The sequence below is a fragment of the Pseudomonas sp. MH9.2 genome (assembly GCF_034353875.1).
In the GTDB taxonomy this organism is placed as follows: Bacteria; Pseudomonadota; Gammaproteobacteria; order Pseudomonadales; family Pseudomonadaceae; genus Aquipseudomonas.
Map to the genome: position 1 here is coordinate 1,273,901 of NZ_CP133784.1, position 25,591 is coordinate 1,299,491.

The 25,591-nt window shown below is 57.2% G+C and carries 22 protein-coding genes, 4 tRNA genes and 1 riboswitch; of the genes, 10 read left to right on the forward strand and 16 right to left on the reverse strand.

Translation table 11 applies throughout. The annotated features are described in order from the left end of the window. Positions 1 to 161: 161 nt before the first annotated feature. Positions 162 to 1,940: an acyl-CoA dehydrogenase gene (locus RHM55_RS05865; protein WP_322180151.1), complete on the reverse strand. Its 1,779-nt coding sequence runs from the start codon at positions 1,938 to 1,940 to the stop codon at positions 162 to 164. A 606-nt stretch (positions 1,941 to 2,546) separates the two neighbouring features. Here RHM55_RS05865 and RHM55_RS05870 point away from each other — a divergent pair. From RHM55_RS05870 to RHM55_RS05890, 5 genes are all read left to right on the forward strand, one after another. Next, positions 2,547 to 3,566: an AraC family transcriptional regulator gene (locus tag RHM55_RS05870; protein WP_322180154.1), complete on the forward strand. Its 1,020-nt coding sequence runs from the start codon at positions 2,547 to 2,549 to the stop codon at positions 3,564 to 3,566. Positions 3,567 to 3,765: 199 nt separating this feature from the next. Continuing rightward, positions 3,766 to 4,443: a GntR family transcriptional regulator gene (locus RHM55_RS05875; RefSeq protein WP_322180156.1), complete on the forward strand. Its 678-nt coding sequence runs from the start codon at positions 3,766 to 3,768 to the stop codon at positions 4,441 to 4,443. A gap of 84 nt (positions 4,444 to 4,527) precedes the next feature. Further along, the gene (locus RHM55_RS05880) at positions 4,528 to 5,262 is read left to right on the forward strand and encodes an SDR family oxidoreductase (RefSeq protein ID WP_322180158.1); all 735 of its coding nucleotides are present in this window, start codon (positions 4,528 to 4,530) and stop codon (positions 5,260 to 5,262) included. Further along, on the forward strand, positions 5,255 to 6,319 hold the full coding sequence (locus tag RHM55_RS05885; RefSeq protein WP_322180160.1) for a phosphotransferase: 1,065 nt from the start codon (positions 5,255 to 5,257) through the stop codon (positions 6,317 to 6,319). The genes RHM55_RS05880 and RHM55_RS05885 overlap by 8 nt, the downstream gene beginning before the upstream one ends. After that, complete coding sequence (locus tag RHM55_RS05890) at positions 6,316 to 7,581, forward strand: aspartate aminotransferase family protein (protein WP_322180162.1); 1,266 nt, start codon at positions 6,316 to 6,318, stop codon at positions 7,579 to 7,581. The genes RHM55_RS05885 and RHM55_RS05890 overlap by 4 nt, the downstream gene beginning before the upstream one ends. A 254-nt stretch (positions 7,582 to 7,835) precedes the next feature. Here the strand turns inward: RHM55_RS05890 and RHM55_RS05895 are convergent. Beyond that, positions 7,836 to 7,912 (reverse strand) — tRNA-Arg (locus RHM55_RS05895). A 324-nt stretch (positions 7,913 to 8,236) separates the two neighbouring features. On the opposite strand from RHM55_RS05895, the gene RHM55_RS05900 reads away from it, so the two are divergent. From RHM55_RS05900 to RHM55_RS05910, 3 genes are all read left to right on the forward strand, one after another. After that, positions 8,237 to 8,479, forward strand: coding sequence for a hypothetical protein (locus RHM55_RS05900; protein WP_322180164.1), 243 nt, complete (start codon positions 8,237 to 8,239; stop codon positions 8,477 to 8,479). Positions 8,480 to 8,520: 41 nt separating this feature from the next. Further along, on the forward strand, positions 8,521 to 8,706 hold the full coding sequence (locus tag RHM55_RS05905; protein ID WP_219060380.1) for a PA3371 family protein: 186 nt from the start codon (positions 8,521 to 8,523) through the stop codon (positions 8,704 to 8,706). Between the two features lie 455 nt (positions 8,707 to 9,161). Then, a complete protein-coding gene (locus tag RHM55_RS05910) occupies positions 9,162 to 9,491 on the forward strand; it encodes an Arc family DNA-binding protein (protein ID WP_322180166.1) in 330 nt (109 codons plus the stop codon). Between the two features lie 130 nt (positions 9,492 to 9,621). On the opposite strand, the gene mgtE is transcribed toward RHM55_RS05910, so the two are convergent. Next, positions 9,622 to 11,064, reverse strand: coding sequence for a magnesium transporter (gene mgtE / locus RHM55_RS05915; RefSeq protein WP_322180168.1), 1,443 nt, complete (start codon positions 11,062 to 11,064; stop codon positions 9,622 to 9,624). A gap of 309 nt (positions 11,065 to 11,373) precedes the next feature. On the opposite strand from mgtE, the gene RHM55_RS05920 reads away from it, so the two are divergent. Further along, positions 11,374 to 11,901, forward strand: a complete 528-nt coding sequence (locus RHM55_RS05920; protein WP_407074657.1) for a cell envelope protein SmpA — start codon at positions 11,374 to 11,376, stop codon at positions 11,899 to 11,901. 19 nt (positions 11,902 to 11,920) lie between these two features. Here RHM55_RS05920 and RHM55_RS05925 read toward each other — a convergent pair. The 7 genes from RHM55_RS05925 to ltaE form a co-directional block, all read right to left on the reverse strand. Beyond that, positions 11,921 to 11,997: transfer RNA gene (locus RHM55_RS05925), tRNA-Arg, on the reverse strand. A 73-nt stretch (positions 11,998 to 12,070) separates the two neighbouring features. Next, a tRNA-Arg gene (locus tag RHM55_RS05930) sits at positions 12,071 to 12,147 on the reverse strand. A 107-nt stretch (positions 12,148 to 12,254) separates the two neighbouring features. Beyond that, positions 12,255 to 12,345 (reverse strand) — tRNA-Ser (locus tag RHM55_RS05935). Positions 12,346 to 12,407: 62 nt separating this feature from the next. Continuing rightward, positions 12,408 to 12,596, reverse strand: coding sequence for a carbon storage regulator CsrA (gene csrA / locus RHM55_RS05940; RefSeq protein WP_020290522.1), 189 nt, complete (start codon positions 12,594 to 12,596; stop codon positions 12,408 to 12,410). 183 nt (positions 12,597 to 12,779) lie between these two features. Further along, a complete protein-coding gene (locus RHM55_RS05945; RefSeq protein ID WP_322180171.1) occupies positions 12,780 to 14,015 on the reverse strand; it encodes an aspartate kinase in 1,236 nt (411 codons plus the stop codon). 96 nt (positions 14,016 to 14,111) lie between these two features. Continuing rightward, the gene (gene alaS / locus RHM55_RS05950; RefSeq protein ID WP_322180174.1) at positions 14,112 to 16,730 is read right to left on the reverse strand and encodes an alanine--tRNA ligase; all 2,619 of its coding nucleotides are present in this window, start codon (positions 16,728 to 16,730) and stop codon (positions 14,112 to 14,114) included. Positions 16,731 to 16,876: 146 nt separating this feature from the next. Further along, positions 16,877 to 17,881: a low-specificity L-threonine aldolase gene (gene ltaE, locus RHM55_RS05955; RefSeq protein ID WP_322180176.1), complete on the reverse strand. Its 1,005-nt coding sequence runs from the start codon at positions 17,879 to 17,881 to the stop codon at positions 16,877 to 16,879. A gap of 216 nt (positions 17,882 to 18,097) precedes the next feature. Continuing rightward, positions 18,098 to 18,267, forward strand: a riboswitch (FMN riboswitch). Positions 18,268 to 18,397: 130 nt separating this feature from the next. Here ltaE and RHM55_RS05960 point away from each other — a divergent pair. Further along, a complete protein-coding gene (locus RHM55_RS05960; RefSeq protein WP_322180178.1) occupies positions 18,398 to 18,910 on the forward strand; it encodes a 6,7-dimethyl-8-ribityllumazine synthase in 513 nt (170 codons plus the stop codon). A 93-nt stretch (positions 18,911 to 19,003) separates the two neighbouring features. Here the strand turns inward: RHM55_RS05960 and astE are convergent, their stop codons facing one another. From astE to aruF, 6 genes are all read right to left on the reverse strand, one after another. Then, on the reverse strand, positions 19,004 to 20,014 hold the full coding sequence (gene astE / locus RHM55_RS05965) for a succinylglutamate desuccinylase (protein ID WP_322180180.1): 1,011 nt from the start codon (positions 20,012 to 20,014) through the stop codon (positions 19,004 to 19,006). A gap of 33 nt (positions 20,015 to 20,047) precedes the next feature. Beyond that, positions 20,048 to 20,335, reverse strand: a complete 288-nt coding sequence (locus RHM55_RS05970; RefSeq protein WP_219064507.1) for a topoisomerase II — start codon at positions 20,333 to 20,335, stop codon at positions 20,048 to 20,050. Between the two features lie 56 nt (positions 20,336 to 20,391). After that, entirely contained in the window at positions 20,392 to 21,738 is a 1,347-nt protein-coding gene (gene astB, locus RHM55_RS05975) for an N-succinylarginine dihydrolase (RefSeq protein WP_322180182.1), read from the reverse strand. Between the two features lie 230 nt (positions 21,739 to 21,968). Further along, the gene (gene astD, locus RHM55_RS05980; protein ID WP_322182760.1) at positions 21,969 to 23,438 is read right to left on the reverse strand and encodes a succinylglutamate-semialdehyde dehydrogenase; all 1,470 of its coding nucleotides are present in this window, start codon (positions 23,436 to 23,438) and stop codon (positions 21,969 to 21,971) included. Continuing rightward, positions 23,435 to 24,460: an arginine N-succinyltransferase gene (gene astA / locus RHM55_RS05985; protein ID WP_322180184.1), complete on the reverse strand. Its 1,026-nt coding sequence runs from the start codon at positions 24,458 to 24,460 to the stop codon at positions 23,435 to 23,437. The genes astD and astA overlap by 4 nt, the downstream gene beginning before the upstream one ends. An 80-nt stretch (positions 24,461 to 24,540) precedes the next feature. After that, positions 24,541 to 25,557, reverse strand: coding sequence for an arginine/ornithine succinyltransferase subunit alpha (aruF, locus tag RHM55_RS05990; RefSeq protein WP_322180187.1), 1,017 nt, complete (start codon positions 25,555 to 25,557; stop codon positions 24,541 to 24,543). Positions 25,558 to 25,591: the final 34 nt, after the last annotated feature.

A 25,591-nucleotide genomic window follows, 5' to 3' on the forward strand; every position in this document is an offset into this window, starting at 1 on the left:
CCATACCGGGCAGTGCCTCTGAGAAGCACTGCTCGTCGGATTGTTCGTTAGTCTGGGCACAAGCAGAGGCCGAGACGATCAAGGCGGACGACGACGTTTAAACGTTGTCGCCACGGCTCATGGTGCGGGCCATCACGTGGGTCAATCAGGCCCGCGCAGGCTCAAAACTGCTCATCGTCCAGCGCCATGATGCTTTTGCTGCCACTGCTAATCGCCGCCAGCAGGGCGTGCACGCGAGGCAGCAGTTGCTCGGCATAGAAGTCGGCAGTGATCCGCTTGGCGTCCAGGAACTGCGGGTCGCCGTTGCCCGAGTCCAGCAGGGCTTGGGCTCTGAGTGCCGAGCGGGCCATCAACCAGCCCCCGCATAGGTAGCCGAACAGCATCATGAAATTGACGCTGATGCTGCCCGCCAGGTGGGCGTCGTTTTTGGCATTGTCGAGGAGCACGCGCAGAGCGGCGCGGCCAGCGCACAAGGCATCGTCCAGTGCCTCGGCCTGGTGGGCCAGAGTGGCCGAGCCTTGCAGCAGGGCGACGGTTTCACCGATTTCGTCCAGCAAACGGGTGAGCAGTTCGCCCTGATTGAGCAGAGTTTTGCGCCCAACCAGGTCCAGTGCCTGGATGCCAGTGGTGCCTTCATAAATGGTCAGGATACGGGCGTCACGGTAGTGCTGGGCTGCGCCGGTTTCTTCGATAAACCCCATGCCGCCGTGAATTTGCACACCGAGCGAGGTCACCTCTTGCGCCATTTCTGTCAGCCACCCCTTAACGATGGGTGTGAGCAGGTCGACGCGACCTTGATGAACCTGCGCGGCGTCGGCGTCATGCGCGTGGGCAGTGCGGTCCACTTCGGCAGCGGCCACCAACGCCAGGGCCCGCATCGCCTCGATGGACGATTTCATCTGAAGCAACATGCGACGGACATCGGGAAAATGGATGATCGAGAAGCGGCTGCCGTCCTTACGCGTCCCTTGCAGGCGATCTTTTGCGTACTGGCGCGCCTGCTGGTAAGCCCGTTCCGAGATGGCCAGCCCTTGCAGGCCAACGCTTTGCCGGGCGTGGTTCATCATGGTGAACATGCAGGCCAGCCCTTGGTGCGGTTCGCCCACCAGATAACCGATGGCCCCGCCGTTGTCGCCAAAGCTCATGACGCAGGTCGGGCTGCCGTGGATGCCCAGTTTATGTTCCAGGGAAATGCAGCGGGCATCGTTGCGTGCGCCGGGCTTGCCTTGAGCATCCAGCAGGAATTTAGGCACCACGAACAGGGAAATCCCTTTGACACCGGCCGGTGCATCCGGCAGCCGGGCCAGTACCAGATGGACAACGTTGTCCGTCATCTGGTGGTCGCCCCAGGTGATAAAGATTTTTTGCCCGCTGATGAGGTAGTGATCACCCTGAGGGATGGCTCGGCTCTTGATGGCGGCCAAATCCGAACCTGCATCGGGTTCGGTGAGGTTCATGGTGCCGGTCCATTCGCCGCTGACCAGTTTGGACAGGTAAGCCTCGCGTAGGGCGGGCGAGCCATGGTGCGCGATCGCTTCAATCGAGCCTTGGGTCAGCATCGGACAGAGGGCGAAGGCCATATTGGCCGAGTGCCAGATTTCACTGACGGCGGTGCCTATCACGTTGGGGAGGTTTTGGCCGCCCCAGGCTTCGGCTGCAGTCAATGAAGGCCAGCCGCCAGCCTGGAATTGGCGGTAGGCGTCGGCGAACCCTGGAGCTTCCTGCACGCCTTGCTCATTCAGGCGCGCGCCTTGGGTGTCGCCAATCCGATTGAGTGGTGCCAATACCCCGGAGCCCAGACGACCGGCTTCGGCCAGAATCGCGGACACCAGCTCATCGTTGATATCGTCCAGATGAGCCGACGCGCACAAGGCTTCAAATTCGACCAGTTCTTTGAGGACGAACGTGGTGTCGCGGTAGGGGTGGGCGTAATCACTCATTATGTTTCCTCTCTAAAACGATGCGTTAGGCAGGCCGCCTGTGTCAGCCACAGGGGGGCATAACGGGCGATGTTCGGTATCGGCCTGAGTCACGTCAGGCCTTGGCTAACAGCACCCGGTAATCGACTAAATTGGCCATATTCGCGGACCTCTTGCTTCAACCGTTACGCACTAGGTGGCGCTGGCAATGACCACTGCGTCGCAGGTGCAATTGCGCTCATCGGTGCCGGACTTGCCCGGGAACCGGTGCGGCGGTTGGCGCGTATCGGGAAGGCTGTGCGTCGTGCGGGCGTACGTACGCCCTACAACGGTGGCGCGCCCATTCGTTTAGCGTGCGGTTTTTCAGGCGGGATGCGCCTGTTCCGGGTGCCGTCACGTTCTGGTGGACGGTAACCGCGTCTGCTACTTGCACGTGCACGGACGGGCTTCCTTGGAGAGTCAGGCAATAACAGCGTTCTGGCCGGGTCAGACAAGCGTCTGCAGGTGGCGGCTAGCTTCTATCGGGAGGCCCCTTGGCGACAATAACGAAACCAGTCTAAAAATAGACATTAACGGACAGCGCTTAGGCGATAAACTGACCGCACATGCTGCAGGAATCTGCCTCCGATGGGCATCGAACGCTATTCAATCTCTATCCATTTCGCCCGAATGTTGATGAATGCCGGCCACCGTCTTCACCTCGACGAAGCGGTGCTGCTCAAGGAGGCGGGCCTTAACCGGCGCATGCTGGAAAATGCCCATCTGCGGATCACGCCTGACCAATTCAGCCGCCTGATGCGGGCCGTCTGGCGCCTGGCCGACGACGAGTTTCTTGGCATGGGCTCGCAACGCTGTCCACAGGGTGTCTTTGCCATCATGGCCAAGCAGGTCGTTCATTCGCACAACCTGCATTCGGTGTATTACAAGCTCAGCCACTTCTACAACGTGGTCAATGACTCCCTGCATCTGTCGCTCGACATCGTCGGCGATGAGGCGATTTTTTCGATGGCGCTCAAGGACCCGGCTAAAGACCCGGATTACTTGTTGAGAGGTTTCCTGTTGCTGCTGTGGCATCGGTTTCCCAGCTGGTTGGTTGGCCAGCGGATTCCCCTGAAATATGTCGCGTTTGACCATCCTGCGCCCAAACACCTGACCGAATACCGCTTGATGTTTCCTTGTCCGGCAATGTTCGACCAGGCCGTGACCTGCCTGGTATTCGATGCCGCGATACTCACGGCACCGTTGGTGCAAACGCCCGAGACCCTCGGCCATCACTTGAAACGGGCACCGGTCGACTGGTTCACTCGCCCGGCCTACTACCCGGTTTATACACGGCGGGTGTTGGATCATCTGGAGCGTTCCGAAGACCTGGCTGAGGCAACCACTCAGAGTGCCGCCCTTGAGTTGCACCTCACGGAGAGAACGCTGAGGCGAAAACTCGCAGCCGAAGGCAGCCAATTTCAACGACTCAAGGACGGAGTGCGTCGCGACATGGCGATCCACTACTTGAGCCAGACGTCGATGTCGATCAGCCTCATCTCCCAAATGCTGGGTTTTTCTGAGCCGTCCGCGTTCACCCGAGCGTTTCGGCAATGGACCGGGGAGTTGCCCAAAACCTACAGAGACGTCGCGCGCCAAAAGAAATAGCCCACAGTATCTTTTCGGACGGTTCAGGGGGCTTCGCGTTCTGTGGGTCTGAATCGATCGCGTGGGTGACCAAGGACGAAATCGAGTCGATGTTACCCAGCCAGTTGCGCACCGTTATCGCTACGCCAATTTCCGCAAAAGGCTTAATGCATCATGTTGTATAGTCTTTGGCCAAACAGCTCCATGCATTCGGTGATTCATGTCTTACCCCTTCGACGCTATCACTCACACTTATCTGGGCAGCAACGTTTACTCCAAACTGCGCAACGCGCTGATCACAGGCGGCCTCAAGCCTGACGATCGACTACGCATCCGGGAGCTGGCCAGTCAGTTGGGAACAAGCGTCACACCCGTGCGAGACGCCATTCTGCAACTGGCGAAAGAGAAAGCTCTGGTGCTCAAGACCCCCAAAGACATCCGAGTACCGGTGCTCGACAGTGCGGCCTATCTGGAAATCCGCACACTGCGGCTGAATCTTGAAGGCCTTGGTGCCGAAACCGCCGCGCGGCTTGCAACCTCAAACGACCTTAAGCGCATCGACGCCAACATTCAGCTCAACCTCGAAGCCATCAACAATAGCGACCTTCCTGAAGCGCTACGCCTGAATAGCGAGTTTCACTTTTTGATCGCGGAAGCTGCACGCATGCCTTTGCTGCGTAGCTATCTGGACAGTCTGTGGATGCGCGCAGGACCGTTGATCGCTCAGGCGTACGTGCATTTCTCCCTGACCATGGCCATCGAACACCATGTCGAAGTACTCAATGCCCTGCGTCAGCAGGATGCGGCAGCCGCCAAACACGCAATCCAGGCAGACATTCTCGACGGCAATCAAAAAATGCTGGAGTTCATAGCCGTCAACCAGGAAGCGGCTTCCTGACGAAACTTTCTCTCATGCCCCTATTGACTAGTTGCACGCCTAAAAACATGATGCATCAAACTTCAATTACGAAGGACCGTGCTCATGAGCGAGAAAAAAAAGCTACTGTTAACCGGCGCCAGCCGCGGCATTGGTCATGCGACGGTCAAGCATTTCAATGCGGCTGGGTGGGAAGTATTCACCGCTTCCCGGCAAAACTGGGTCGCTGAATGCCCTTGGACGGAAGGCTTGCTCAATCATATCCATCTGGATCTGGAGGACATCGACAGCGTCAGCGCCAGCCTGGCGACCATTAAGGAAAAACTGGGGGGACGCCTTGATGCCTTGGTGGACAACGCTGGCATATCGCCAAAAGGTCCGGAAGGCGGCCGACTCGGCGTGCTGGAAACCGATTACGCCACGTGGTTGAAGGTGTTCAATGTCAATCTGTTCTCCACCGCGTTACTGGCTCGCGGCCTGTTCGATGAATTAAAAGCCGCTCAGGGCAGCATCATCAACGTCACGTCCATTGCGGGATCCAAAGTACATCCTTTCGCCGGTGTCGCTTACGCGACCTCCAAAGCTGCGCTCTCGGCCCTGACTCGGGAAATGGCCTATGATTTCGGCCCGCACGGGGTGCGGGTCAACGCCATTGCCCCCGGCGAAATCGACACCGCCATCCTGTCTCCGGGCACCACCGACATCGTCGAGCGACTGGTGCCCATGAATCGCCTGGGCAAACCGGAGGAAGTGGCCTCGCTGATCTATTTCCTCTGCACCAGCGGCGCTTCTTACGTGAACGGAGCGGAAATTCACGTCAATGGTGGTCAGCATGTCTGAGGCGGTCATGGACAAGGGGGGCTGCACCGACCTGATGACGACGCAGGCGCCGACGGTGGATCTTGCCACGGCGCAGGAGATAGCTGATCGGGTATACGGCCTCAAGGGCACGCTAAAGCTACTGAATGGCGAACGCGACACCAACTTTCTCATACAGTCCAGGCAAGGCGCCTTCGTCCTGAAATTCATCAACCCAGCCGAAGATCCCAATGTCATCAGCTTCCAGACCCAGGCGTTGCTGCACATTGAGCGGCACGGCGCGCACCTGCCGGTTCCGCGTGTTCTGCCAGCACGCAATGGTGAGGTTGAACCGAAAGTGCTGGTGAGCGAGCAGCCACTGACACTGCGCACCGTCAGCTACCTGGACGGTATTTCGCAGAATCTTGGCCAACCCAGCGTTGCACTGATGCACGAACTCGGTACCTCCCTGGCCGAAGTCAACCTGGCCCTCAAGGACTTCCAGCACCCGGCCGCCCATCGCAACCTGCTCTGGGATGTCGGCCACGCCGAACGCGTCAGGCCTTATCTGGATTACCTGGAAGCCGATCAACTGCCGTTGGTTTCCACGTTGCTGGACCGCTACGCGACCTGCGTAAAACCGCGTCTGGCCACGCTCCGTGCGCAGGTGATCCACAACGACCTGAACCCGCACAACGTCATGCTCGACTGCGAAACCGCCAGCCGCGTTGCGGCCATCATCGACTTCGGCGACGCTCTGCACGCCCCGCTAATCAACGAACTGGGGACGGCTCTCTCATACCAGTTCGACGCTGACGCCACCGACCCACTGTGGCAGATCAAGGCCTTTGTCGCCGCCTACGACGCAAGGATCCCGTTGCAGCGCGAGGAGCTGGCTGTACTCGGCGAACTGATGGCCATGCGCATGGCCATGGCAATCACCATCGCCCGGTGGCGCGCCTGCCTGTATCCGGAAAACCGCACCTATGTGCTACGCAACCTGCGCACCAGCTGGCGCAATTTGCAATGCCTCACCGCTATGCCCGAAGGGCTGCTGACCCAAAGCCTGATCAATGCCTGCACCCCGGAGGTGCCATGAGTTCGCCCACCACCGCTGAATTGCTCGCCCGTCGCCAACGCGCACTGGGCGCCAGCTATCGATTGTTTTATGAGGAACCCTTCGCGCCGGTGCGGGGTGAAGGCGTGTGGCTGTATGACAAAGACAACACCGCCTACCTGGATGCCTATAACAACGTGGCGTCCATCGGTCACTGCCACCCTGCTGTGGTCGCAGCCATTGCCGAGCAAAGCGCCCTGCTCAATACCCACACACGCTATCTGCACCCATCGATCGTGGATTACGCCGAAGATCTGCTCAGCGAGTTTCCTCCACTACTCGATAACATGACCATGACCTGCACCGGCAGCGAAGCCAATGACCTGGCGTTGCGCATCGCGCGCTGCCACAGCGGTGGAACGGGCATCATTGTCACCCGCTGGGCCTACCACGGCGTGACCAGCGCCTTGGCTGAGGTCTCGCCATCACTGGCCACCGGCCTCCCCACCGCCAGCCATGTACGCTTGGTCGATGCTCCGGATTCCTACCGCCGATCCGCCGATTTCCTTGGCGACGTGAAAGCTGCGCTGCAAGATATGCACGCTCACGGCATCAAGCCTGCGGCGTTGCTGGTCGACAGCATTTTCTCCAGTGACGGGGTGTTCAGCCCCGCGAACGGCGAACTGGCCGCTGCCGCGCAATGCGTGCGAGACGCCGGCGGACTGTATATCGCCGATGAAGTCCAGCCGGGGTTTGGTCGCACCGGAGGGCAACGCTGGGGGTTTGCCCGCGACTCGGTAACCCCGGACCTGGTCACGCTCGGCAAACCCATGGGCAACGGCCATCCGGTTGCCGCCGTGGTCGGGCGCTCGGCGCTATTCGATCAATTCGGTCGCCAGCAGCGTTATTTCAATACGTACGGCGGTAATCCGGTGTCCTGCAAGGCTGCGCATGCGGTACTGCGCGTGCTGCGCGAAGAAGACCTGCAAGCCAATGCCCGCGATGTCGGCGGCTATCTCAAGGAGGGGTTGCGCAAACTGGCCGAGCGCCATGAAGTCATTGGCGATGTACGCGGCGAGGGCCTGTTCATCGGCGTTGAACTGGTTGTTGACCGCCAGGCGCAAACCCCGGCGACAACCGCCGCCGCCGCGGTCGTCAACGGCATGCGCCGCCGTCAGGTGTTGATCAGCTCGACCGGTCCCATGGCCAACATCCTCAAGATTCGCCCACCCTTGGTATTTGCCCGCGAGCATGCGGATCTGCTGCTCAAGCGCCTGGATGCAACCTTGAACGACCTGCGCTGAACGTCACTCATTACCGGCGCCGACTTGGCTGAGCCAGCATCGGCCCCCGCAGCAGGTCCTGATATGGGGTAATCCGTCATCCATTCAGGCGTCCAGGCACACTGCTGGGCGCCAGCTGCGCACATTCACCCCAATACTCCCAATCCAAGACAGGCAGCGATAAGGGGGGGGTGAGCAATGCAGAGGACATTTCGAATGCAGTGACCGAAAGCGGTGAACTGCAACAGCTGAAAATGAGAGAGTGGCAGGTTATATGGTGTCCCAGGGCAGGTTCGAACTGCCAGCCTTCCCCTTAGGAGGGGGATGCTCTATCCAATTGAGCTACTGAGACACGAGTGCTGGAGCACAGGAAAGGCACCAGCAAGGACGGCGTGCATGTTAACGGCACTGCATGACTTTGTCATGTCGTCCTTGGCTTTTTAAGCTGTAGTACTGCGCTGACGAGACGGTTCTGGATGACGCCCCCCTTTGCAATCATGCAAATTGCACTACTGCAAAAGGCCATCATTGCAAAGTGCAAGACGCACGCGCACCAATACAAGCATAAACTATTGATTTTTATCATATTTTGTATGATTTCCATTTGGCACAGAGCATGCAACTAGCTACTCATACAAGAAACCCCTGTAAAAAGTTTCAGGTGGAGGTACTTAATATGAACATTGCCCTTTCATTCCTCAATGCCGCTGCCCTCGTCGCGCTGGTGACATTTCAGTTTCAAGGCAACAGCAGCGACGATGAACAGATCAGTGCTCAGGTACAGACACACCACCTTATGCAACAGGCTTCGCATTTCGCAGTGATGACCGACCAGTCCTCAAACAGAGCTATGCTCACCAATGACAGCAATGACGCCATGCCGCTGTCGTTTGATCGTTCCGAACGTTGGGTTTTTTAGTCGCCCGATTTTTTCCGGTATCAATCCCTACGAGAACTGCCATGTCAAAATCCGCACTGTCATTTCTGGTTCTGGCATTGATGGCAATCGTCATCGATATGCTACTTCCGCTGGATGCGAATGCCATGAGCTCTTTGCTTAAAATCGCCAGTGGCCTGTTTATCGTGCTTTTCATTGTGGCGCTGGTCGTCGGCCGAAAAATCAAATTCGACCCGCTGCTGCGCTAACCCTCTTGCCTCTCTGCATCCCTCTGTAAAGGCAAGGAGGCAGCCGCTACCCTAAGGATCATTTGACCCGCGCGCAGGCTCAGAAACATCTCCCCCCCTCTTCATTTGCTTGATTTACCCGTAGCCCCTGGAAAATCGATCAAACCGCTCTACGCTCATGAGAAGCCTGTCGCGCACAACACGACGCCCGAATCGGCCAAAAACAGGACTTTCGGAGCGTCGGCAGCACGAATACTTTGCAAAGCAGCCCGCAATTCTGATAATTGGTACTGGCTAATCGCCTTTACCAAGCTCAATATTTGTCACATAATTGGCGCCAAGGAACTGGCAAAAGTCGGGCATGATGCTGACCTCTTTGACATTCAGGTTGAACATTTGCCCAAAAAGGCTGTCACAACATGACATCTTGCGGCCAATTGCTAAAACCGCTCCCTCTGAACTAACCGGTTAAATATATGAGCCCTATGAAACAGGCTACTTATTCCAGCCGCACGGCTGACAAGTTCGTAGTACGACTACCTGATGGCATGCGTGACCGCGTGTATGAGGTTGCCAAAAATCATCACCGCAGCATGAACTCCGAGATCATTGCTCGCCTTGAGCAGAGCTTGATTCAAGAAGGCGCGCTGGGCGACGAGCCAAGCCTGCGTCTCGACAGCCCGGAACTGTCCTTGCATGAGCGCGAATTACTGCAGCGCTTCCGTCAACTTTCTCATCGCCAGCAAAACGCACTTGTTTCGCTGATTGCTCACGATACGGACAACGCTGCCGACGACGAGTCCTGACAGCGAGATCAAGATATTCAGGCCAGCATTTAGCTGGCTTTTTTATCGATATTTTTATTATCGGATCGTTGTAGCACCTCTTTTTCAAGCTAAAAAAAACCGCCTTCCGGCGGTTTTTTATTAGTCGTATTCAAAGCAAGAAGACCGTCGCCAACCCCAGAAAGATAAAGAACCCTCCGCTGTCCGTCACCGCAGTAATCATCACACTCGCCCCCATGGCCGGATCTCGCCCCAGACGCGTCAGCGTCATCGGGATCAGAACCCCCATCAGCGCCGCAAGCAACAGATTGAGCGTCATGGCGGAGGTCATGACCACGCCCAGCGACCAACTACCGTACAGCAAGTAAGCCACCACCCCAATAACGCCACCCCATATCACGCCATTGATCAGCCCGACCGCCAGTTCTTTGCGCATCAGGCGCGATGTATTACCGGTACTGACCTGGTCCAGCGCCATGGCCCGGACGATCATGGTAATGGTTTGATTACCGGAGTTACCGCCGATCCCGGCAACGATCGGCATCAACGCCGCCAGCGCTACCAGTTTTTCGATCGAGCCCTCAAACAAACCGATGACACGCGAAGCGATAAAGGCAGTGATCAAATTGATCGCCAGCCAGGCCCAACGGTTGCGCAAGGACTTCCAGACGGAGGCGAAGATGTCTTCTTCTTCACGCAAACCCGCCATGTTGAGGACTTCGTTTTCACTTTCTTCTCGGATCAGGTCGACCATTTCATCAATGGTCAGACGCCCGATCAGCTTGCCATTCTTGTCCACCACCGGCGCGGAAATAAGGTCATAACGCTCAAAGGCTTGAGCTGCGTCGTAGGCATCTTCATCCGGATGAAAACTCACCGGATCGCTGGCCATCACCGCAGCCACCTGCTTATCGGGATCGTTGACCAACAGACGCTTGATCGGCAGCACACCCTTGAGCACACCGTCGTAATCAACCACGAACAGTTTATCGGTATGCCCAGGCAACTCTTTGAGGCGACGCAGATAACGCAATACTACTTCAAGGCTGACATCCTCACGGATCGTCACCATCTCGAAGTCCATCAGCGCACCGACCTGCTCCTCGTCGTAAGACAAAGCAGACCGTACGCGCTCACGCTGCTGGCTATCGAGAGACTCCATGAGCTCATGAACAACGTCACGCGGCAATTCAGGTGCAAGGTCGGCCAGTTCGTCGGCATCCATCTCTCTGGCAGCCGCCAGGAGCTCATGATCGTCCATGTCGGCGATCAGTGTTTCACGGACAGAATCGGAAACTTCAAGAAGGATATCGCCGTCGCGCTCGGCTTTTACCAACTGCCAGACAGTCAGACGCTCTGCGAGAGGCAAGGCTTCGAGGATGTAAGCGACGTCGGCGGAGTGAAGGTCATCGAGTTTGCGTTGCAACTCGACGAGTTTCTGCCGGTGAACGAGGTTTTCTACGCGGTCATGATGCTGACCTTCCTGACGGTGAGTCAGGTCTTCGACCACCCGCTGACGATGCAGCAGCTCAACGACTTGAGCGAGGCGATCTTGCAGGCTTTCTTGTGTTTTTTTTACTTCTATTTCGGTCATAGGCGAACTCCACCCCCAGCAGCGGAGCACGCCCGGGAGATCAATCAGTCAATTCATGATTGGTAAAACGTAATTCAGGGTAACTACTGGGTAAGTCCATGGAAGTATTCCACAAGCCCCGACGGGGCTGACGGGCGCAATGATACACCGCTTGAAAGCACCACACGCTACAAAACCTAGGCAAGAACAAGCGCTCGCGCGACAAAATTGAATCAATACATGTACGACGTTACATCTCGAGAAGAAAGTACGCACTCTGCCAAATAAGCATGGGCTAGCCTTGAATACAGCCGTCACGGAGGACGCTGAATGCCCGCCACTGCTCGAACGACCCTCTTGCTCACCCTGCTCTACTTTCCCCTGCCAACGCTGGCCACAACCGTTCAACGCTGCGAAGACGCCCAAGGGAATATCACCTTCACGTACCAGGGCTGCCCTAGCGGTCACAGCACGCACCTGCAAAGCACCTACAACGCACCACCAGGCAACGTAGTCCATCTGCTGCCTGAATCTACGCCTTCCTCAAGACAGGTCTTGGCGCCGCCGGACAATCGCCGAGCACACAAAGAACTGGTAGTTGTCGGCCAGAGAGACGACGGGTGCGAAAATCAAGTGAGTGGCGAACAACGGCGGCGGGCGATCATCAATCAGCGAGTCCGTGCAGGCATGAGTTTTCGGGACGTAGAAAGCTCACTGGGCAAGCCGGATAAAATAGCCGAAAGAAACGGAGAGACCCGTTATCACTACAACGAAAAGAAGGGCCGCAGCAATCAGGTTGTATTCGACGAGAACGGATGCGTAAAGGGCAAACGTCAGAAAGCAAAAAGCCCGCATTAAATGCGGGCTTTTTGGTGTTTGGTGCACTCGACAGGATTCGAACCTGTGACCGCTCGGTTCGTAGCCGAGTACTCTATCCAGCTGAGCTACGAGTGCAATTGGCGTTTGATAAACCAGACCACCGCTGGTTGAAGCAAGTTGCTTACATCACTGCAAACAACCCTTTAAATGGTGCACTCGACAGGATTCGAACCTGTGACCGCTCGGTTCGTAGCCGAGTACTCTATCCAGCTGAGCTACGAGTGCATTTGTTGCCGCGCATTATAGATCGTTTAATCATTTTGTCAAGCACTTTTACGAGTAAATTCAAACACTTACCGCTCAAGCCAGATTACAACGCCCTACATAAATAATGGCGGAGAGGGGGGGATTCGAACCCCCGACACCCTTTTGAGGTGTACTCCCTTAGCAGGGGAGCGCCTTCGGCCACTCGGCCACCTCTCCGCAACACGGGGCGTATAATAACCGCCTTTCCCCCGTTTGCAAAGCCAAAAATTCAATAAAAATTAATGGCTTGGTTCCTGGTCCTTCTCTTTCTTGATGCGCAGGTAAATTTCCTCACGGTGAACAGCCACCTCTTTGGGGGCATTGACACCGATTCGTACTTGATTACCTTTAACGCCGAGCACGGTCACTGTGATTTCACCATCACCAATGATCAGGCTTTCTGCGCACCGACGAGTCAGAATCAACATACTTTTCTCCTCACGCACTACTTTCAGGGACAACAGTCTGCAAAGCTAAAACAGCATTGGCCTACAACAAAATGAGCAATAGACCTACACCTGAGTATTGACTAGCGCAAAGAAAAGAACAGCCTTCCTACGCAGATCAAAAAAACGAAAGGCGCGGATAAACCGCGCCTTTCGGGCAACGCATCACTCGCCCTGTCGGGCCGGAGCGTCCAATTCAAAAGCGGTGTGCAACGCACGCACTGCCAGCTCCAGGTATTTCTCTTCGATAACCACAGACACCTTGATTTCAGACGTCGAAATCATCTGGATATTAATGCTTTCCTTGGCCAGCGATTCGAACATACGGCTGGCGACACCCGCGTGCGAACGCATGCCCACACCCACGATCGACACCTTGGCAATCTTGGTATCACCGACAACCTCACGAGCGCCAATTTCACGCGCCGTGTTTTCCAGCACCAGCAAGGCTGCCTGATAGTCGTTGCGATGCACGGTGAACGTGAAGTCGGTGGTGTTATCGTGCGCGACATTCTGCACGATCATGTCCACTTCAATGTTCGCGCCACTGATAGGGCCCAGAATCTTGAAGGCCACCCCTGGGTTATCCGGCACGCCACGGATGGTCAGCTTGGCTTCATCACGGTTGAAGGCGATACCGGAAATGATCGGCTGTTCCATGGATTCCTCTTCATCAATGGTAATGAGGGTGCCCGGACCCTCCTGAAAACTGTGCAGAACGCGCAGTGGAACGTTGTACTTGCCAGCAAACTCGACCGCACGGATCTGCAGCACCTTTGAACCGAGGCTGGCCATTTCCAGCATCTCTTCAAAAGTGATCTTGTCCAGACGCTGAGCCTGCGACACCACACGCGGGTCGGTGGTGTAAACGCCATCGACGTCGGTATAAATCTGGCATTCGTCAGCTTTCAACGCAGCCGCCAGGGCCACGCCGGTCGTGTCCGAACCACCGCGACCGAGGGTGGTGATATTGCCGTGCTCATCGACACCCTGGAAACCGGCGACAACGACTACCCTGCCCGCCTTCAGATCGGCACGAATCTTCTGATCGTCGATTTGAAGGATACGCGCCTTGTTGTGTGCGCTGTCGGTCAGGATACGTACCTGATTGCCGGTGTAGGACACCGCTGGCACGCCACGCTTGATCAAGGCCATGGCCAACAGGGCAATGGTCACTTGCTCGCCCGTGGACACAATCACATCCAGCTCACGCGGAACCGGTTGATCGCTGATCTGCTTGGCCAATCCGATCAGGCGATTGGTCTCGCCACTCATGGCTGACAACACAACCACCAGCTCGACGCCTGCATCGTGGAACTTTTTAACCTTGTCGGCCACCTGCTCGATTCGCTCGACAGAGCCAACGGAGGTGCCTCCAAATTTCTGTACGATCAAAGCCATCTCAAAGCAGCCTCAGCCCGTGAAGGGCGCCCATTAAACATTCAAACCCATCAAAGCGCCAAAGCCTGCCGTCAGGCGGCAGGCCTGGTGGACGATTTAAACACCCTGCTCGACAAAGGGTACGGTCAACGCCAGCGCTGCATCCAGTGCACCGGCATCAACACCACCACCCTGAGCCATATCAGGACGACCACCGCCTTTACCGCCTACGGCAGCGGCCGCTTGCTTCATCAAATCACCGGCTTTGAGTTGGCCAGTCAGGTCCTTGGTTACGCCTGCAACCAGTACGACCTTATCTTCATGGACACTGCCGAGCAGGATCACTGCGCGGCCGAGCTTGTTCTTCAACTGATCAACCAGCGCCAACAGGGCTTTACCATCCTGACCGTCAAGGCGCACGGCGAGGACTTTTACCCCTTTGACATCCAGCGCAGAGGACGACAGATCATCGCCCGCAGCACTGGCCGCCTTGGCCTGCAATTGTTCGAGTTGTTTTTCCAACTGGCGGTTACGCTCCAGTACAGCCGAGAGCTTGTCCAGCACGTTGTCGCGACTGCCCTTGATCAGCGTCGCGGCTTCCTTGAGTGTGTCTTCCGCCGCGTTGAGGTAGGCCAGCGCCGCAGCGCCAGTGACCGCTTCGATACGTCGAACGCCTGCTGCAACGCCACCTTCACTGATGATTTTCATCAGCGCGATGTCGCCGGTGCGATTGGCGTGAATACCACCACACAGCTCGACCGAGAAATCGCCACCCATGCTCAGTACGCGCACGTTGTCGCCGTACTTCTCGCCAAACAGCGCCATGGCACCTTTCTTCTTGGCAGTCTCGATATCGGTTTCTTCGGTTTCGACCGGGGAGTTCTTGCGCACTTCGCGGTTTACGATGTCTTCCAGAGCTTTCAACTGCTCCGGTTTGATCGCTTCAAAGTGGCTGAAGTCAAAACGCAGGCGCTGACTGTCGACCAGCGACCCTTTCTGCTGTACATGCTCACCGAGTACCTGACGCAACGCGGCGTGCAGCAAGTGCGTCGCCGAGTGGTTCAGGGATGTGGCGTGGCGAACCTCGGCATCGACCTCTGCATTGAGTTCGACACCCACTTTAAGACTGCCTGCAGCCTGGACGCCGTGGTGCAGGAAAGCGCCGCCGGTTTTGGTGGTGTCACGTACGTCGAAACGCACGGCACCCGCCGACAGATAACCGCAGTCGCCAATCTGACCACCGGATTCGGCATAGAACGGCGTCTGATCGAGGATCACAACACCCTCTTCGCCTTCGCTCAATTGCTCGACCGCCTGGCCGTCTTTATACAGCGCAATCACCTTGGCGACAGCGCGAGTAGCGGTATAACCGATGAAGCGCGTGGGCTCATCAACCTTGACCAGGCTGTTGTAGTCCATACCAAACGAACTGGCCGAACGAGCGCGCACGCGCTGGGCGTCCATTTCGCGCTCAAAACCTTCCTCATCAAGGGTCAGGTTACGTTCGCGGGCGATGTCACCGGTCAGGTCCATCGGAAAACCGTAGGTGTCATACAGCTTGAACACCACATCACCCGGCACCACGCTGCCTTTGAGTTCAGCCAGATCCTGCTCGAGGATCTTCAGACCCTGCTCCAGGGTCTTGGCGAATTGCTCTTCTTCAGCCTTGAGCACGCGCTCGATGTGCGCTTGCTGCTCGGTCAATTCCGGGAAAGCGCTGCCCATTTCCGCGACCAGCGCGCCAACGATCTGATAGAAGAAGCTGCCTGTGGCGCCCAACTTGTTGCCATGGCGGCAGGCGCGACGAATGATCCGGCGCAGCACATAACCGCGGCCCTCGTTGGACGGCAGCACACCGTCGGCGATCAGGAAGCCGCAAGAACGGATGTGATCTGCCACGACTTTGAGCGAAGGCTGCATGTCGTTGCTGCAACCGATGGCCTTGGCTGAAGCGACCAGCAGGTTCTGGAACAGGTCGATCTCGTAGTTCGAATGCACGTGCTGCAGCACGGCACTGATCCGCTCCAGGCCCATGCCGGTGTCCACCGACGGCGCTGGCAACGGATGCAGCACGCCATCGGCAGTGCGGTTGAACTGCATGAACACGTTGTTCCAGATCTCGATATAACGGTCACCGTCTTCTTCCGGCGAGCCCGGTGGGCCACCCCAGATGTCGGCGCCGTGATCGTAGAAAATCTCGGTGCACGGACCGCAAGGGCCGGTATCGCCCATGGTCCAGAAGTTATCGGAGGCGTACGGCGCGCCTTTGTTGTCGCCGATACGCACCATGTGCTCGACCGGTACCCCGATTTCCTTGGTCCAGATATCGTAAGCTTCGTCATCGCTGGCGTAGACCGTGACCCAAAGCTTTTCCTTGGGCAGGTTCAACACACCGGTCAGGAAGGTCCAGGCGTAGGTGATGGCATCGCGCTTGAAATAATCACCAAAGCTGAAGTTACCCAGCATTTCGAAGAACGTGTGGTGACGAGCGGTATAGCCGACGTTTTCCAGGTCGTTGTGCTTACCACCGGCACGCACGCATTTCTGGCTACTGACCGCACGGGTGTAGGCGCGCTTTTCCTGACCCAGGAAGCAATCCTTGAACTGGTTCATCCCCGCGTTGGTAAACAGCAGGGTGGGGTCATTGCCCGGAATCAAAGAGCTGGAGGCTACACGGGTGTGACCTTGCTCTTCGAAGAAGCGAAGGAAGGCTTCACGGATTTCTGCGCTTTTCATAGATTCTTCCACGGAGACGGCGGCCAGAGGCAAGTGCAAAGTGTTAAACGAGGGTGCGACTTGCAAAGGGCCGCATTATATAGGCGTTGCGCCGTCGGTACAGCGTGTTTGTACGATAGAAACAAGCAATTGGATCGTCGGCAACATCACCCTTTAGCGAACTCGGCAAATGCTGCCACGACCTGTTCGATCTGAATACGCGATACATCCAGGTGCGTAACCATCCGCAAGCGCGCTGCGGCACTGAGCTTGATGCCCCGTTCAGCGCAAAAACCCTTGAGCGCTTCAGCCCGATCATCGACCTGCACGTACACCATGTTGGTCTGTACCGGTTCGACCTGATAACCCAGCCTACGCAAGCCTTCGGCCAGAAATTGGGCATTGGCATGGTCATCGGCCAATCGCTCGACGTGGTGCTCCAACGCATACAGCCCGGCAGCAGCGAGAATCCCGGCCTGACGCATGCCGCCCCCGACCATCTTGCGCAAACGACGGGCCTTGCCAATCAGTTCGGTCGTGCCGCACAACACTGAGCCGACCGGGGCACCCAAGCCTTTGGACAGGCACACCGAGACAGAATCAAAGTACTGGGTGATTTCTTTGGCATCAACCCCCAGCTTCACCGCCGCGTTGTACACGCGCGCGCCGTCCAGGTGCAAGGCCAGACCCTGCTCATCACACAAGGCTCGAGCGGCAGCCAGGTACCACAGAGGTAAAACCTTGCCCTGCATGGTGTCTTCCAGTGCCAGAAGTCGGGTACGGGCGAAATGGAAATCATCAGGCTTGATCGCAGCCAACACCTGATTCAAATCCAGCGAACCATCCGCCTGGACGTCAAGCGGTTGCGGCTGAATCGAGCCCAATACCGCGGCCCCGCCGCCTTCATATTTATAGGTATGCGCTTGTTGGCCGACGATGTATTCATCGCCGCGCCCACAATGAGCCATCAAACCGAGCAGATTGCTCATGGTACCGCTGGGTACAAACAGACCCGCCGCAAACCCGAGCTGGCCGGCCAGATGCGCCTCGAGACGGTTCACAGTCGGATCCTCGCCATACACGTCATCGCCCAACGGCGCACGCGACATGGCGTCGAGCATTCCAGCCGTGGGCTGGGTCACGGTGTCACTGCGCAGATCAATTACCGTCACGATAGAGCTCCATGAGATGTTCAAAACCCGGACAGTGAACGCAAGAACAGTCCTGCGATCACTCATTACTGAGGCCATTGAGTACTTTATTCAAGGTCACACTTCATGAACCGACCACTTCGATATAAGAAAAAGTCAGGACACCCTGACTAAAGTGTCCATGCATACTCGAGAAAACTATGATAAAAAATGCGCGCCGGCAGAAGATGCTGTCGGCAACGTTCTCAGGGCGGGGTGTGATTCCCCACCGGCGGTAATAACGCAAAATGCGTTTAGCCCGCGAGCGCTTGTGGTGCAGGATGCTTCGGCTCCCGCCCTGACAAGGTCAGCAGACCCGGTGTGATTCCGGGGCCGACGGTCATAGTCCGGATGAAGAGAGAACGGGATTGGCACCAAAGGGCCGTATCGTGCGCATCGCCATGAACACTTTTGCATTCTGGCCATGATCTCGACGTACCCTTGAATCCCATTCGATCCAAAGCGCCCTGTTTTTTTTATAAACAGGAGTCAGAACAGATGCAACTCACCTCAATCGATAGCAAAAGCAAAAGCCACCCTAACGAGCGCATCGCTTTTATCCAGGCCTGCTGGCACAAGGATATTGTCGATCAGAGTCGTAATGGTTTTGTCGCTGAAATGGCAAACCATGGCTACGCCGAGAGCGATATCGATTTCTTCGAAGTCGGCGGCGCGTTTGAAATCCCTTTGCACGCCAAGCTGCTGGCCAAAACCGGACGTTACTCAGGCATTGTCGCGGCCGGCCTGGTGGTCGACGGCGGTCTTTATCGCCATGAGTTCGTCGCTCAATCGGTTGTCAGTGCGTTGATGCAAGTGCAGCTGGAAACGGAAATCCCGGTATTTTCCGTGGTCCTCACGCCGCATAACTTTCATGCCGGTGACGAACACCAAAAGTTCTTCTTCGAGCATTTCGTGCTGAAAGGCGCAGAAGCTGCAAAAACCTGTGTTGACACCGTGAACAAGTTGCGCAGCTTGCGTCGCACCGAGCCGCAACAGCGCGTCGCGGTTTAATCAGCAGCGCTTCGCGCAACAAACTGGGTCTAGGTAGCTGACTTGTCTGCGAAAGGCGGGGTCGCAAACAAGTCAGTTACAGATCCTTTGGCTTCAAGCCAATTCTTCGCCGTTACTGGGCACAATCAGAATGCCAGCGCGCAAGCCGTTCTTGACCTTGGGGTTAGGGAAGATGATACGTGCGCCCTGTTCTTCAACGACCCAGCGGGTATCGGCCAAGTCATTGGCCAACAGAAAGCCTTGGTCCAGTTCCGAAAAGTTCTCGATGTCCGCAGGCAAGTTCAGCTTGAACGCATCGCTGTGCTTGATGATTTCACGGGCAACGCTGAATAGCTGCAAACCGTTGAGTGGCTGATCGTCAAACGCTGGTTCCGTGCCTTCGATCATGTGTTTGAGACGCTTTTCGAGTAACTGTAGATTGACCTGTTGGTTTTCCCCGAACGGCCGCGCCTTACCCAATTCCAGGGTAAAGGACTCAGCACCTAACTTGTCGTAGGTGTAAGAACTGAAGACGATAGATGCCTTGTTTTGCAGCAACACTGCCTCCATCCCCGCCGCCTGCAAGCGCGCCAGTTCAAGGCGCGAGCGCTGACGACCTTCCTTCCACGGATACAGCGCGAATTGCTCGATCTTCGAACCACGAATGGCTGTGTGCAGGTCGTAATGCAACCGATAACGATCCGGCAGACTGAAGAAACTGGCCGCCAGACGCTCCAGCTCGCAAGCCCGTAAAGCCTCGAAGCCGCTGGTCTGTTCATGGCGTCCGTTGAACAACCGGTTCACATCCTGCTCGATATAACGCTCCCCGCGACGCATGGCCACGGGGTTGCCGAACAGGAACAAAATACGTGCCCGCGGTTTCAGATCGCCGCGTGCGATGTCACGAATCAATTGGTCCAACAGCTCGATAGGCGCGGTTTCGTTGCCGTGAATCCCGGCGGACAACAGCAAGTCCATGCCATTGTCCCGGGCTGCAGGCGGACGGACTTCAAGCGCCCCTTCGCTCATCCAGCGCATACGCACGCCTTCGACAGTCAGTTGAGTCTTTTCCGCTGGTTCATGACCAGCCAGGGTCAGTTCAAGCAGCTTGCCGAGAGCGAGCATACGTCGTGCTCCTTATTGAGCGGGCGTGGTATTTCAGTGATCGTGGGCGCAGTCAGGACCGTGAACGTGCTCTTCATCACCGACGTCTGCCGGTTCCATTTCCAGTTGCAGGCTGACCAGGTTGGTCGCCAAAGGACGTAACAGCAGGTTAGCGTATTCGGCGTCACCCTCTTCAACATCGACGCCAATCAGCAACTGACCACGGCCATCGTGCTGAATCCACAGCTCTTTGCCTTGCCACATGACCGCAACACGGGTGCAAGAGGTCTCCAGCTGGGTGCCGTCGGTGTCTTCAAGGATCAACTGCAGGGTGTCGCTCATAATCGGGTGCTCTTTAGAGAGGGAAATCGCGCGCCCCTCTTCAAGGGCGCGTACTTTCAATTGATTTGGGAGGGATAAACCGAGCCCAGTTTAAGGATTTTCGTCAGTTCATCCAGTGCCGCACGGCATTCAAGCAACAATCCGGGATCGGTCAGGTCGGTTTCGCTCATTCGATCGCGGTAGTGCTTCTCGACCCACTGGGTCAGCGTGTCGTACAAGGGCGCCGTCATGATAACCCCTGGATTGACTGCCGCCAGCTCGGTTTCGTTGAGTGCGACCCGCAGCCGCAGGCACGCCGGACCACCGCCATTCTGCATGCTTTGCTTGAGATCGAAGACTTTCACTTCAGTGATCGGGCCATCGTCAGCGATCAATCGCTGCAAATACTGCCAGACGCGCTCGTTGCCTCGGCACTCTTCCGGGACGATGAGCAGCATTGAGCCATCGGCACGGGACAACAACTGGCTGTTGAACAGATAGGAACGCACCGCGTCTTCGACCGCGACTTCAGCACGTGGTACGCAGATCGCACGGAAGCGCCCGCCGCGTCGCCCCAGCTTGTCGTGAAGTTCAGCCAACATGTGTTCGGTATTGAGGAATGCATCTTCGTGATAGAACAGTAGCTCGCCGTTGCCCACTGCGATCACGTCGTTGTGGAATACCCCTTGATCGATAACCGCCGGGTTTTGCTGGGCGAAGACCACACCGTCTTCGCTCAGACCGTGCAAGCGCGCAACAGCCTGCGAAGCTTCCAGGGTTTGCCGCGCCGGGTACTTCTGCGGCGCCGGGTAACGGGTGTCGAATGCACTGCGCCCAAACACAAAAAACTCAACGCCCGCTTGGCCATAGTCGTGGCAAAAACGAGTGTGGTTGGCGGCGCCTTCATCGCCAAATTGCGCCACAGCAGGTAACGCCGCGTGGTGGGCAAAGTGCTGCTGATCAGCGAACATCGCCTTTAATACGCGGGTGGTAGTCGGGTGTTCGATGCTGCGGTGGTACTTGCAATTGAGGTTGGCCGCAGTGAAATGCACCCGACCATCAGCCGTGTCGGCGCTCGGGCTGACCGTGGCAGCGTTAGCCACCCACATACTTGATGCCGAGCAACTGGCGACCAACAACGGCATGGCGTCTTTGGCGGCTTGCTGGATCACTTGCGCGTCGCTGCCACTGAAACCCAAAGAGCGCAGTGCAGCCACATCCGGGCGCTCCTGCGGGGCCAGCACGCCTTGGGTGAAGCCCATTTCCATCAGGGCCTTCATCTTCGCCAGACCTTGCAACGCCGCTTCCCTTGGATTGGAAAACTGCTGACTGTTGCTCTGGGACGCGACGTTGCCGTAGGACAAACCGCCATAGTTATGGGTCGGACCCACTAAACCGTCAAAGTTGACTTCATATGATTTCATCGGCGAGGCTCCATGGATCTGTTGTTATTGGCGTAAGTTCCGGGATTTCTGTAGGAGAGTTGCTCCATCTCCGACGCCGCGCTGTCGCGCAGCAAGCTCGATCAACTGCAGGAGCTGACTTGTCTGCGATAAGGTCGGAACGACCTTCCAGCGATAGTGCATTCACTATTTTTGCTAGCGTTCCGCACTAGATCGCAGCGGGACGCGTAGTTACGAGTCAGCTCCTACGGTTATGAGAGACGTATCCCCGGTGTCAACGCTGCCGGCAAACTGATACGAGGCGCTTCCAGCGAAGCCACCGGGTACGCGCAATAGTCGGCCGCGTAATACGCACTGGCGCGATGGTTACCCGAAGCCCCCACGCCACCGAACGGCGCACTGCTGGCAGCGCCGGTCAATTGCTTGTTCCAGTTGACGATACCGGCACGGCTCTCCAGCCAGAACTGCTCATAACGCGCTTCAGAGTCCGACAACAAACCCGCAGCCAACCCGTATTGGGTGGCATTGGCTTGCGCAATGGCCGCATCAAAATCAGCATAGCGGATCACTTGCAGCAGCGGCCCGAACAGCTCCTCATCGGGGCGATCAGCGACATCGCTGACATCCAGAATCCCTGGCGTCAGCAAGGCTGACTGCGCCTGTGGCTGGGTCATTTCCAACAACGCCACGGCGCCATTGGCCAGCAGATGTTCCTGAGCGTCGAGCAAAGCACGCGCAGCCCCCAAAGAAATCACCGAACCCATGAAGGGTGCTGGTTGCTGATCGAACGCGCCGACTTCAATCGTGGCGGTGACGGCTACCAGACGCGCAAGCAAGGCATCGCCCCACTCGCCTTCAGGCACCAGCAAACGGCGGGCACAGGTACAACGCTGTCCGGCGGAGATGAACGCCGACTGAATCACGGTGTAGACCGCCGCATCGAGGTCTTCGACCTGATCGACAATCAGCGGGTTATTACCGCCCATTTCCAGGGCCAGTATCTTGTCCGGGCGCCCGGCGAATTGTTGGTGCAACAGGTTACCGGTACGGCTGGACCCGGTGAAAAACAAACCGTCGATCCCAGGATTGGCCGCCAACGCAACGCCCGTTTCCCGCGCACCTTGCAAAAGGTTCAATACACCCGCTGGCAACCCGGCCTCAATCCAGCACTTGACCGTCAACTCAGCGACTTTGGGTGTCAGCTCGCTGGGTTTGAACAGTACGGCGTTGCCCGCCAGCAGCGCCGGAACGATATGCCCGTTCGGCAAATGCCCCGGAAAGTTGTAGGGACCAAAGACTGCTACCACGCCGTGAGGCTTATGGCGCAGCACAGCGGTGGCGTCGCCCAACGGGCTGCTCTTCTCGCCGGTGCGCTCACGGTAGCTCTGCACCGAAATAGCGATTTTATTGATCATGCTGGTAACTTCGGTGGCCGACTCCCAGAGCGGCTTACCGGTTTCTTCACCGATGCAATGGGACAGTTCGTCCGCATGGGTTTTCAGGCTCGCGGCAAACGCTTCCAGCACCGCGATTCGCTCGTCCAGTGAGCGCTTGGCCCAGGCTGGAAATGCCTGACGCGCAGCCCGCACAGCCTCATCGACTTGAGCGGCCGTTGCGCCCTGCCCGGTCCACACCACGTGCTGAGTGACGGGATTCAACGACTCAAAACGCTCGCCCTGCCCGGCTTGCCAGGCACCCGCGATATAAAGCGTACTCATCAGATAGCCTCCCTTGCAGCGGATAAAGGCACCGCACGAACTTGATCGCCTGCGCTCAATTGCAGGCGCTTTGCGGTCAGAGGGTCGACGACCAATGTGCCAGCAGCTAACCGTGCAGGCGCGGCGGTGATGCGACAGTCTTCGCGCTTGCGGTTGTGAATCAGGAATGGCGTGGCGTCATCGCCCGGCGTACCGACAGACAGCACCAACGCCTGGCTATCGTGCACGGCACGGATCTTCGAGGTTTCGCATTCCACAGCAGGGCCGGCGTCGAAAATATCGACATAGCCCTGATAGCTGAAGCCTTCGCTTTTCAGCATTGCCAGCGCAGGCTCGGTGTCGGGATGTACACGACCAATGATGTTGCGTGCCTCTTCGGAGAGGAAGCAGGTGTACAGCGGGAACTTGGGCATCAGCTCGGCGATGAACGCCTTATTACCCACGCCCGTCAGGTAATCAGCCTGGCTAAATTCCATCTTGAAGAAGTGCCGACCCAGGCTTTCCCAGAACGGTGAATGTCCCGCTGCGTCGGACATGCCACGCATTTCAGCGATGATCTTGTTGCCGAATAATTTCGGGAATTCGGCAATGAACAGCAATCGCGCCTTGGCCAACAAGCGACCGTTAAGGCCGGTGCGGGCGTCGCTGCGCAAGAACAGTGAGCACAGCTCGGAGTTTCCGGTCAGGTCGTTGGCCAGAAACAGCGTCGGAATTTCACGATAGATCTTCAATTCCTGAGACGCGCTGACCGTCAGGCCGACACGGTAGTTGTACCAGGGCTCACGCAGACCCACAGCACCTGCGATGGCAGAAATCCCCACCACCTGACCGTCATCGTCTTCGAGGACGAACAGATAGTCCGCGTCGGCACGCTCGGCCTCGCCGCGAAAGGTTTTCTCGGCCCAGCCGACCCGATGCGCCAGGCGCTCTTCATTGGCTGGCAGCGTCGTCAGGCCTGGACCTGTGGTGCGCGCCAGCTCGATCAGCTTCGGTAAGTCGCTGCTGCGTACGGGACGAACGATCATGCTATCTCCTCAACCGGACGCCCTTGGGAGCCCGCGAATCTCGCTAAACCTGCAAACCAGACACTGAATGGCCGGATCTGTTAAACCGCAACAATGCGTACGCTGGCACCTTCGCCGACGCCCAGGGCCTCGGCAGCTTCCAGACTCAAGTTCACCGGTTTTCCCGGCGCCCAATCGAGTTCCAGGAGCACGGCGCGGTAGTCCTGCAACTGGCCATTGGCAACCAGATACAGTCGTCCACCCTTGCCCATTTCACCCATTTTCACGGGCACCACTCGGCTCTGGGCAATCGAACGAATGCCGGATACTCGCGCATGCAAAGTCGGGCCACCGTCGAAGATGTCGATGTAGTGATCGGTCTCGAAACCTTCGCGCATCAGGATGTCGAAAGTAATCTGTGCGCGCGGGTGAACCTGGCCCATGGCCTCTTGCGCGGCATCGGGTAGCAGCGGTACGTAGATGGGGTAATGCGGCATCAGTTCGGCGAGGAATGTCCGGCTTTTCAGGCCGCACAGGCGCTCGGCCTCGGCATAGTTCAGGTCAAAGAAGTTGCGCCCGATGGCATCCCAGAATGGCGAGTCGCCATGTTCATCGCTGTAGCCAACGATTTCCGTCACCACCGAATCGGCAAAACGCTCCGGGTGGCTGGCGACAAACAGCAGTCGTCCACGAGAGTTGAGTTCCGACCAGTTTGTACCGACCAACTCAGGCACCACATAGAAACTGGTCAGCAGGCTGTTGCCGGTCAGGTCGTGACACTGCGACAGCACATGAATCTTGTTATGGATCTTCAGTTCACGCGACGCATGAACGAAGGTCTCATTTCGGAAACTGTAGAAAGGCTCGGAATACCCCGCCGAAGCGACGATCCCCGAACAGCCGACCAGCCGCCCGGTTTCGCTGTCTTCTAGGACAAAGAAATAGCTCTCTTCGCCGTTGAAGCTGACTTCAGCAGCAAACGATGCTTCCGAAGCCGCGATTTTGTCAGTCAAACGACCGGCATCATCCGGCAGGGAAGTGACACCAATCGGGCTGTCTGCAGCCAGACGCTGTACTTCGCCCAGATCAGCCATTTGCGCGGGGCGCATCACCAGCATGGTGTCACTCCTTACCAGAAAAACAGGCCGACAT